This is a genomic window from Siphonobacter sp. BAB-5385 (genome assembly GCF_002261125.1).
GTDB lineage: Bacteria > Bacteroidota > Bacteroidia > Cytophagales > Spirosomataceae > Siphonobacter.
In genome coordinates, this window is sequence record NZ_NMPS01000009.1 from 1 (window position 1) to 9,460 (window position 9,460).

The 9,460-nt window shown below is 47.0% G+C and carries 12 protein-coding genes and 1 other RNA gene; 8 read left to right on the forward strand and 5 right to left on the reverse strand.

Translation table 11 applies throughout. The features are described 5' to 3' along the window. Positions 1–113: 113 nt before the first annotated feature. The 5 genes from BWI93_RS28415 (at position 114) to BWI93_RS00740 (ending at position 4,528) form a co-directional block, all read left to right on the forward strand. Positions 114–422: a hypothetical protein gene (locus BWI93_RS28415; protein ID WP_255157668.1), complete on the forward strand. Its 309-nt coding sequence runs from the start codon at positions 114–116 to the stop codon at positions 420–422. Beyond that, a complete protein-coding gene (locus BWI93_RS00725; protein WP_255157669.1) occupies positions 404–1,438 on the forward strand; it encodes an alkaline phosphatase in 1,035 nt (344 codons plus the stop codon). The genes BWI93_RS28415 and BWI93_RS00725 overlap by 19 nt, the downstream gene beginning before the upstream one ends. A 272-nt stretch (positions 1,439–1,710) precedes the next feature. Next, positions 1,711–2,715, forward strand: coding sequence for an aldo/keto reductase (locus BWI93_RS00730; RefSeq protein WP_094808265.1), 1,005 nt, complete (start codon positions 1,711–1,713; stop codon positions 2,713–2,715). Between the two features lie 8 nt (positions 2,716–2,723). Further along, the gene (locus BWI93_RS00735) at positions 2,724–3,611 is read left to right on the forward strand and encodes an AraC family transcriptional regulator (RefSeq protein ID WP_094808266.1); all 888 of its coding nucleotides are present in this window, start codon (positions 2,724–2,726) and stop codon (positions 3,609–3,611) included. 413 nt (positions 3,612–4,024) lie between these two features. Then, positions 4,025–4,528: a DUF421 domain-containing protein gene (locus tag BWI93_RS00740; RefSeq protein WP_094808274.1), complete on the forward strand. Its 504-nt coding sequence runs from the start codon at positions 4,025–4,027 to the stop codon at positions 4,526–4,528. Positions 4,529–4,574: 46 nt separating this feature from the next. Here the strand turns inward: BWI93_RS00740 and BWI93_RS00745 are convergent, their stop codons facing one another. Continuing rightward, positions 4,575–5,327 (reverse strand): SDR family NAD(P)-dependent oxidoreductase, encoded by a 753-nt coding sequence (locus BWI93_RS00745; RefSeq protein ID WP_094808267.1) that lies wholly within the window; start codon positions 5,325–5,327, stop codon positions 4,575–4,577. 54 nt (positions 5,328–5,381) lie between these two features. After that, on the reverse strand, positions 5,382–6,029 hold the full coding sequence (locus BWI93_RS00750; RefSeq protein WP_255157670.1) for a hypothetical protein: 648 nt from the start codon (positions 6,027–6,029) through the stop codon (positions 5,382–5,384). 192 nt (positions 6,030–6,221) lie between these two features. Here BWI93_RS00750 and BWI93_RS00755 point away from each other — a divergent pair, with 192 nt between their 5' ends. The 3 genes from BWI93_RS00755 (at position 6,222) to ssrA (ending at position 7,652) form a co-directional block, all read left to right on the forward strand. After that, complete coding sequence (locus tag BWI93_RS00755; RefSeq protein ID WP_094808269.1) at positions 6,222–6,740, forward strand: metallophosphoesterase; 519 nt, start codon at positions 6,222–6,224, stop codon at positions 6,738–6,740. Between the two features lie 54 nt (positions 6,741–6,794). Next, complete coding sequence (locus BWI93_RS00760) at positions 6,795–7,187, forward strand: co-chaperone GroES family protein (RefSeq protein ID WP_094808270.1); 393 nt, start codon at positions 6,795–6,797, stop codon at positions 7,185–7,187. 91 nt (positions 7,188–7,278) lie between these two features. Then, positions 7,279–7,652, forward strand: a transfer-messenger RNA (tmRNA) gene (gene ssrA / locus BWI93_RS00765). A gap of 60 nt (positions 7,653–7,712) precedes the next feature. Here ssrA and BWI93_RS00770 read toward each other — a convergent pair. The 3 genes from BWI93_RS00770 to BWI93_RS00780 all read right to left on the reverse strand — a co-directional run. Next, positions 7,713–8,057 carry a PQQ-binding-like beta-propeller repeat protein gene (locus BWI93_RS00770; protein ID WP_094808271.1) on the reverse strand — a complete coding sequence of 115 codons (345 nt, stop codon included), beginning with the start codon at positions 8,055–8,057 and terminating at the stop codon, positions 7,713–7,715. A 26-nt stretch (positions 8,058–8,083) separates the two neighbouring features. After that, positions 8,084–8,866 (reverse strand): PQQ-binding-like beta-propeller repeat protein, encoded by a 783-nt coding sequence (locus BWI93_RS00775; RefSeq protein WP_094808272.1) that lies wholly within the window; start codon positions 8,864–8,866, stop codon positions 8,084–8,086. Between the two features lie 348 nt (positions 8,867–9,214). Next, a partial coding sequence (locus BWI93_RS00780) for a response regulator (RefSeq protein WP_141217302.1) occupies positions 9,215–9,460 on the reverse strand: 246 nt, incomplete at its 5' end.

Below are 9,460 nucleotides of genomic sequence, written 5' to 3' on the forward strand. Positions count from 1 at the left end.
AAACTGCAAACTGCAAACTGCAAACTGCAAACTCTAAACTCTAAACGTTACCTCCTAAATTTGCTACCTGCAAGGCAACGAGCCATTATTAACTATTTCTTAATCATCAACACATGCAGAAAACGATACGTTTCTGGCTTTTTCTTTTATTCACCAGTACACTTCTGACCGCTCAGGCTCAGTTACAAAGTGGTCCCATGTTAGGTTATTCCGACTACATGGAAGTTATGGTGTGGGCTCAGACGAAGAAAGCGGCTAAAGTTAAAATTCAGTACTGGGAAGTGGGCAATCCCTCCAACAAACGATCTACCGATGAGGTTAATACGGAAAAAACCAACGCCTACATTGCTCATTTGTACGCCGATCAGGTAGAACCAGGCAAAAAATACGAGTACGAAGTTGGGTGGATGGAAAAAAAGTAGCCCGCCCCTATCCGCTTCAGTTTCAGACCCAGCAACTGTGGCAGTACCGTACCGATCCGCCCGCGTTTAGCTTTGCTTTCGGTAGCTGTGCCTATTTCAGTGAACCCGAGTACGACCGCCCCGGTACGCCTTACGGTCAGCAATACGAGATCTTTACGAAAATTGACAGTCTGCGTCCCGACTTTATGGTTTGGGGTGGCGACAACAATTACTACCGGGAGGTGGACTGGAGTACGCGTACCGGAATGCTCCGCCGCATGACGCATGGTCGCTCATTCCCGCAACTGCAATCCCTGCTGGCCCATACGCACCACTACGCCATCTGGGACGATCATGATTACGGCCCCAATGACTCAGACCGCAGTTTCTGGATGAAGCGTGACGCCCTCGACATCTTCAAACAATTCTGGGGAAATCCAAACTATGCCTTTGACAAAGAAGGCATTACGGGTACCTTCCAGTGGGGCGATTGCCAGTTTTTCATGCTGGATGACCGCTGGTGGCGGGCCCCCAACGAACTGGAAGGCTCGAACAAAGATTACCTGGGTAAGAAGCAGCTTGACTGGCTGATTGACGCTCTGAAATTTAGTCAGGCCACGTTCAAGTTTGTAGTTTGCGGTGGTCAGGTGATCAATCCGGCGGCTCAGTTTGAAAACTACTCCGTATACGCGGAAGAGCGGGAAGAACTGCTGAAACGGATCGCGGAACAGAAAATTCCGGGTGTAGTATTCCTTTCGGGCGACCGTCACCATACGGCCGTGCACAAACTTCAGCGATTCAACGCGTATCCTTTCTATGATTTCACCATTTCGCCCTTCACCTCAGGTCCTGCCCGTCAAACCAAAGAAGAAGCAGTATCTCCAACACTGTTACCCGAAACCGTACTGACCGAACGTAATTTTGCGGTCATGTCGCTTTCCGGTGCCAAGAACGAGCGGGTATTAACCGTAAAAGCGTACAACACCCGGGGCGAACTGAAGTGGACCAAGGAAATTAAAGCCAGTGAATTGAAATAAGTAAAGTAGTATAGTTTTAATAGACATCTCTTGTCACCAAGTAAAAGCCATTGATTATCTCACTGATAGTCAATGGCTTTTGCTTGGTAGTTACGAGTTGTTTACGGCTATGTCAAACTAAGTTGACCGCTGCCAATTGAAATACCAGCTACAGACCTATTCACAACCTCGATCCCGTACATGAAATTGAATTTATAATCCTTCCTTGATTTGCTTACAAGCTTCAGGGGTTTGCATACAGGCGTGTGATTACGCCTCCCGACCTTTGCCTCATGGAAATAAAACAAATCGCATTGGGCAGCCAGGGATTGGTTGTACCAGTAATCGGCCTGGGTTGTATGGGAATGACGGGCTTTGAAGAGGGACACATGTATGGTCCTGCCGATGAGCAGGAAGCCATCGCGACGATTCACCGTTCGCTTGAATTAGGCGGTACTTTTTTAGATACTGCCGATCTGTACGGACCGCTGAAGAATGAGCAGTTGATTGCGAAAGCCATCCATGGTAAACGTGATCAGTATATTCTGGCGACCAAGTTTGGCTGGGAAATCGACGACCACAACAAGGTAACCTGGGCCATTAATGGCAAGAAAGAGTATGTGAAGAAAGCGTTGGAGCGTTCGCTCAAAAATCTGAATACGGATTATATTGATCTGTATTACCTGCACCGCCTGGATAAAAATACCCCGATTGAGGAAACGGTTCAGGCGATGGCGGAGCTGGTTCAGGAAGGCAAAGTGGGGTACATCGGTTTGTCGGAGGTTTCGTCCGAAACGGTGAAGCGAGCCCATGCCGTGCACCCGATCACTGCCGTACAAAGCGAATACTCGTTGTTCGAGCGGACCGTGGAAGAGCGTGGCGTTCTGGCAACCTTACAGGAACTGGGTATTGGTTTTGTAGCGTACTCACCGCTGGGCCGTGGCTTCTTATCGGGGCAGATCAAAAGTATCGATGACCTGCCCGAGAATGATTTCCGCAGGGCCATCCCGCGTTTTCAGGGCGAAATGTTTAATAAGAACATTGAACTGGTTAAGGCCATTGAAGCGATGGCTGAAACCAAACAAGTTACTTCTTCGCAGTTAGCTTTGGCCTGGATCATGAGCAAAGGTATCCTACCGATCCCCGGAACGAAACGCCGGAAGTACCTGGAGCAAAACATGGCCGCAACCACGATTGACTTAACTCCGGCGGATGTATCAAGCCTGGAAAGCATCGTGCCTTTGGGTACGGATACCGGTGCTCCTTACGATGAGTTTAGTATGGGATTAATTGATTAATTTTAGGTATGAACGCCATCAACTCCATCTCGGAATTTCACCGTCTCCTGTCCTTACCCGAACCTCGCCACCCGCTGGTGAGTGTGATCAATCTGGCGGAAAGTGTTTTTTTGGAAGATGAGATCTGGAAAGGTTTTGTGAACCGCTTTTATTGTGTGGCACTCAAACGCGAAGCCAAAGGCAAGATCAGGTACGGACAGCAGCATTATGATTACGATAAAGGGGTATTGAGTTTTACCGCACCCAATCAGGTGCAACAACTGGACCTGCATACGATGGAATGCGGGTCCGGTTATCTCCTGATCTTTCACCCGGACTTCCTGTTACAGCATACGCTGGCGAACAGCATTCACCACTACGGTTTTTTCGGTTACGCAGTGAACGAAGCCCTTCACCTGTCAGCCGAAGAAGAAGATGACCTGATCACGATTCTTCATAAAATCGATAAGGAGTGCCAGCATATCGATAAGCATACCCAGGAGATCATTCTGACGCAGATTGAGAGCCTGCTAAAATACTCCAACCGGTTTTATGAGCGGCAGTTTTTGACTCGCAAGAATAATAATTCAGCCCTGCTAACCCGGTTCGAGCAGTTGGTCGATGACTACTTTACCAGCGACGCCCAGCGTTTGCTCACGGTAAAATACATTGCGGAACAGATGAATCTGTCGCCGAACTACTTGAGTGACCTACTTCGGGTTCATACGGGTCAGAACACCCAGCAACATATTCATGAAAAACTGATCGCCAAAGCCAAAGAAAAACTTTCCACAACCAACCTTTCGGTCAGCGAGATCGCCTATGCCCTGGGCTTTGAGCACACGCAATCTTTTAGCACGCTTTTCAAGAAAAAGACAAATTTATCGCCACTGGAATTTCGTCAGGCTTTTAACTGATTACTGAAAATTACTTTAGAGACTGATCATCTGGCCAAAACTAAAGGTATCAGAGAAGTATTTACCATAAAAAGGAGGCCGGGTCATTGGTGAAATGACCCGGCCTCAGCTTATACAATAGTTGCCTCTACCCTATTGCTGCTTCCTGACTCATGTTGAGGCAGGGCGTTAGTAGTTGAATTTCCACTATTTTACTTTTCTCCTATTTCAAGGTTACAAGTCTTTAATAGTATCGCCAGGGTAACGCTAACCATAGTGCTCACCCGTTAGCTACGCTACCGCCTACCGTTCCCCTTCTTTATTCGTTTGTGTTTGGTATAATCCTACGTTTCGGGTATATAGCCATTAGAAATCACCTGATACACCTGGCGTGTTGGATGCTCGCGACCCACATCTTATTTTACGAACCGATTATGAATGAACTACTAAACATTAGCGGCCGGGCCGTGGCCGTTTACCTGTTTATTATTGTGTGCATCCGTTTTTTCGGAAAGAAGGAACTCTCGCAGCTATCGGTCGTTGATCTGGTCTTTGTCTTACTGATTTCCAATGCTGTACAGAATGCCATGGTAGGCCCTGATACGAGCCTGATGGGCGGAGTAGTCGCGGCGGGAGCTTTATTTGCGAGTAATTTCGTGCTGAAAAAACTCTTGTACCGGAGTCCACGAATCAATCATCTCTTACAGGGGGAGCCCGTTTTACTGGTATATAAAGGCCACGTGAAAGATCGGAATCTGGCGAAGGCTCAAATTAGCGTCAATGAACTCGAGGCTGCCATTCGCGAACACGGCGTGGAACGCTTGCAAAAAGTTGACCTAGCGGTCCTGGAAGTGGATGGGAATATCAGCGTCATGTCGGATGACTTTTCGAAGAAGACGCGTCACAAAAGAGTCCGCCCCAAAATTAATCCTACCTAAAGTAGTTATACGGCCTGCTCAATAACGCAGGCCGTATACGTAACGCTTAGTCTTTCTTCAGAAGCATGGCTGAAGCCTGAGCCGTCGGGAAAATCAGAATATCGGCCAGTACTACATGGGGTGGCCGGGTCACTACGAATGTGATGGTTTCAGCAATATCTTCGGCCGAAAGCGGTGTGAATCCCTGATAAACCAGATCCGCCCGTTTTTCGTCACCCTTGAAGCGAACCAGCGAAAACTCCGTTTCTACGGCTCCGGGAGCGATGTTGGTAACTTTGACTCCGAATGGATTCAAATCCATACGCATGCCCTGACTAATGCTTTCTACGGCCGACTTGGAAGCACAATACACCGTTCCGTTGGGGTACGTTTGCTTGCCCGCTACCGAACTGATGTTAATGATATGACCACTTCGCCGGGCAATCATCCCAGGCATCACCAGTTTCGACACGTACAGAATACCTTTTACGTTCCCATCAATCATGGCATCCCAGTCATCGGGATCATTTTCCTGAATGGGTCCCAGCCCGTGAGCATTGCCAGCGTTGTTGACCAGAATATCGATTTCCTGCCAGGATTCCGGTACGCTTGCGAACGCTTCTTCCACGTCTTCCCGGTACCGAACGTCAAAGTTCAGCGTATGTACGTCTACCCTGCCCTGTAGTTCTTCTTTGAGCTCATCCAGTCGTTCCTGACGTCGGCCGTGTAACAATAACCGATAACCCAGTTCAGCAAAAGCCAGAGCCGTCGCTCTGCCAATCCCGGAAGTAGCCCCGGTAATAAATGCGGTACGTGACATAAATAAGTGATTACCGATGTACGGATAAAATGATAATCAGACGGTTATGAAAATTCAATTCAACGAGTGATACAAGAGAAAGCTCAACAGCCGTTCGAACGTTTGCTGTTCTTCGATGGAAGCTCCCAGCTTGGCCACCTGTACCCGATACAGGTCGATCAACCGTAAAAACCGTTCGTGATTACTGAATCGGGCAGCGATGATTCCCTTGAAACAGCGGTGAATCTGATTATAAAGAAACTTACTTGGCTTGGTGGGTTCATCGTTGAGCAGGTGATTCAATGCCTCGAGTGAACCATATTTTTCCATGAACGCAAAGCCCTGATTCAATAAAAATTCCTTGATCTGGTCGCAAACGTCGTTTAAATCCTCAGTGCTTTGCAACTTGTACCGGAAATATTTATCGTCATTGAATTTCCCTACAGAAATCACCAGCGTATTTGCATCTTCGCGGTATTCTTCGGCATTATCGAGAAATTGCTGGGCTAGAAATTCAATTTCCTGATGCCGCAAACCAATGCTTACATCCAACCAGATTTCGTTGGTTCGATACGAAGTAGAAAAGACCACATTGTAGAATCCAACCGGCGTTTGCTTTCTGAACTGCTTTCGATCCGAAAGCAATTCAAACCCATTCTCGGCGAAGAAAACACTGAGTTTTTGATACAGCTCGGTTTCAAAAGGTGTAATAATCATAAGCAATAAATCATTGATTGTCTGCTGATTAAAGTTTATTACTTCTTTAGGATTTCAAGGAAACCGGAAGTAGTTCAACTCAGATAACGGTACGCACAACGGGTCTCTATACGTCATCTCAACAGAAGGTAACACATGATTTTCACTGACTTTCAGCGAAACGACTGCCGGGTGGCAAGGTAAAAGGATACTTTAGAAATGAAAAAGATTTTATTATTTTCTGACACACACGGCTGGTTCGACGAAGCCCTGGATTCACACTGTCGCTGGGCGGACGAAATCTGGCACGCGGGAGATTGGGGTACCGGTGTGTATGAACGCCTCCAAATGTATGCCAGACCCATTCAGGGCGTATATGGAAACATTGATGGAACGGCAATACGTTCCCTGTTTCCACTGATCAATCATTTTACCTGCGAAGGGGTTAAGGTGGGTATGACCCATATTGCCGGAACGCCCGGCCGCTACAAACCGGATGCCCGTCAGCTGCTGCGGGAACAAAAACCCGACGTACTGATCTGTGGACATTCGCACATCCTGCGAGTCGAGCGGGATTCCAGCGGTATGTTATTCATGAATCCGGGTGCAGCGGGGAAAGAAGGCTTTCATCGAATCATGACAGCTCTCCGCTTTAAAGTCGATCAGGGCCGAATTTTTGACGTAGAAGTAGTAGAGCTTGGCAAGCGAGGCAGAATTCCTGACAATTTTTCCGTCTGACCCCGTACGGAATGGCCTTTTAACGAATCGAATCCGCATAACTTAAAAAAGATCATGAGTACGCTGGAAGGCATTCATACGTTACGAAAACTAATCATGGCGGGCGATAAGGTACTGGTTCGCCCCAGTGATGGTCAGCAGAAAACCCGTTCGGGTTTGTACTTACCTCCTACCGTTACGGAGAAAGAAGATATTCAGCAGGGCGTAGTCATCAAAGTAGGCCCCGGTTTTCCGATTCCGGCGGCCAGCGATCTAGATGAGCCCTGGAAAGAGAAAAAGGAAGACGTGAAATACGTTCCGCTACAGGTACGCGAAAACGATCAGATTTTATTTTTACGTCGGAATGCGTTTGATGTGGAAATTGATGGCGAAAAGTACCTCATTATTCCTCATTCTGCCATACTATTGATGGTGCGGGAAGATGAACTGAGTGAGTTGGGCTTATAAACAAAGGCCTTTTCTGAACAATTTATCAGGGAAAGGAGTTATATTTGTGGCCCTGAAAATGAAAACGATCATTTTCGCCCAATCAACATCCGGGGACGACGGGTATTGACAGCGGGTTGAAGTTGCGGGTGTAAGCATGTCGGAAGTTGGAAGAACCTTCCGTGTAAAATTCTTCTAAAACAATAGCTGGCAACAATAGCTACGCTATGGCTGCTTAATCCGGAGGATTAACCATTAGCCATCGTTCCGCCGAACCGTCACACTACCGGGTCGGAGTTCGGGACGTCGAAAGGTAGTGTCTGAGGGGCCCATTTCGCTAAGCCCTAATCAGTACCAGCGAATACGGAATCCGTTCGGTTTGTTGTCGACCTGACGAGTTCCCGACAATCGAAAGACAACTAAGCATGTAGAAGATGCGTGGCGTCCCTGTTCTGGACGAGGGTTCGAATCCCTCCGTCTCCACTGGTAAGAGAGAGTCTCAAATTGAGGCTCTCTCTTTTTGTTTTATCCACTACCGCTTTTAATCTAGCATACCTGATTCAGCGTAGTGATAGCTTTCCCCTTAGAATCAAGTACAACGGGTGAGGCAATGAATAGATCGTTCTTGACGGGCACGGACCACTTTACCTGCCCCGTAGCCTCTTCAACGGCGTATAAACGATGATCTCGGCCCCCGACGTAAATCATTCCGTTGACAATAACTGGACTAGACCTGAATGCCTCATTGGTCTGAAATACTTTTTTGAAACTTCCCGTCTCTTCATGCATTTGATAAAATCCTCCATCCTCAGCCCCCATGTACAGGTATGACTTTGAGTAAAAAGGCGAAGACCAGCCAAACCCTGGCTTTTCTGGTATATCCCAGATCAGCCGACCGTCTTGTTTCGCTAGAGATCTTAGGCGATATTCAAATGAGCTCTATATCTTATAAACAGATGTTCCGGTGAAGAAGCAAATAATCTTGTCCTCGTGGTTCCGGTAAGCCGTTGACTCCATTTTATGTTGCCTGTTTTTAAGTCCAGTCGAGTCACTTGTTCATAAGGCTTAGGAAATCCGAAGGGACTGGAGGGGTCTGGTTCTGAGGCGTATGAAAACACATACAAAGATTCATGATCGATAACAAATGGGGATTCAGTAAATTCTTTTAATGTGGTTCGCCATTTAACTGTACCCGTGGAAGCCTCCATAACGGTAATAGCACTCGATCTGATATATATTATTCCGTTTTGAGCATAGATCATTCCATGATTAGCCAGGGAAGTTAGCTCCCATTTCTTTTGCCCAGTCGTTGCATCTAAACCTATTAGATAATCAACTCCACTAGTACATAGTATGCCGTTAGTTATTACTATATTATTGGTAGATAGATTAGCCTTGTCAACCTCCACTTCCCATTTCAAATTCCCCGTCTGCACCTCGTACGCCTGAATGGTTTGATCAAGGGTTGGCATATAGAGTAACTCATTGGCTACCACAAATCCTTCGCTTACGGGATGGTCAATTTGCTTTTTCCAAAGCGTTGCTCCCGTTTGAGCATTAAAAGCATATAGCCCACCCTTGCTATCAGCCATGAAGACGGTTTGATTAGTAGTGGGTTCCACCGGAGGATTGTCTTTTTTGCAGGCACTGAAAGCGAAACACAGAAGCAGGAATGAAAAAATTGTGAAAAAGGACTTCATAAAGGAAAACGGTAGACAACGGATGGAAACAAAGATAGTGTGAAGTCGATTACATCCTCAGGCACTACATACATGCAATGCAGTACCCCTCCTAAGATCATCCTGTAACGCTTGTGTGACCTATCCCAGAATCAGATAGCTTCCAGATTAATCACAAACTGAAAATCGCCGTAGTGCTCCCTAAACAAAAGAAGCCCAACGACTGCCGAGCTTGCTTGATAGAGATTCGACCTAATGTAGAGGGTCTTCACTTCTAGGTGAAAAGCTTGATAATCGGAGCCTTCCATTTTAAGGAGACCCCTTGTCTTCGTTTAAACGTTTACTTGTTAAATCATTAAGCGAATCAAGCTAGAACAACCGGGATAGCACTTGAATCAAGACCTCTACCTCTACTGGCTTGGTTAAATGCTGATTGAAGCCCGCTTCCTGAGCTCGCTGCTGGTCTTCCTTTTGGCCGTAGCCCGAGACTGCTACAATGAATACTTCGTTGCCCCGGGGCTGCTGACGAATCAGTCGGCAGGTATCGTACCCGTTTAGATCGGGCATCCCAATGTCTAACAGTATAACGTCGGGCCGCAGGCTTTCTGCCGCTAA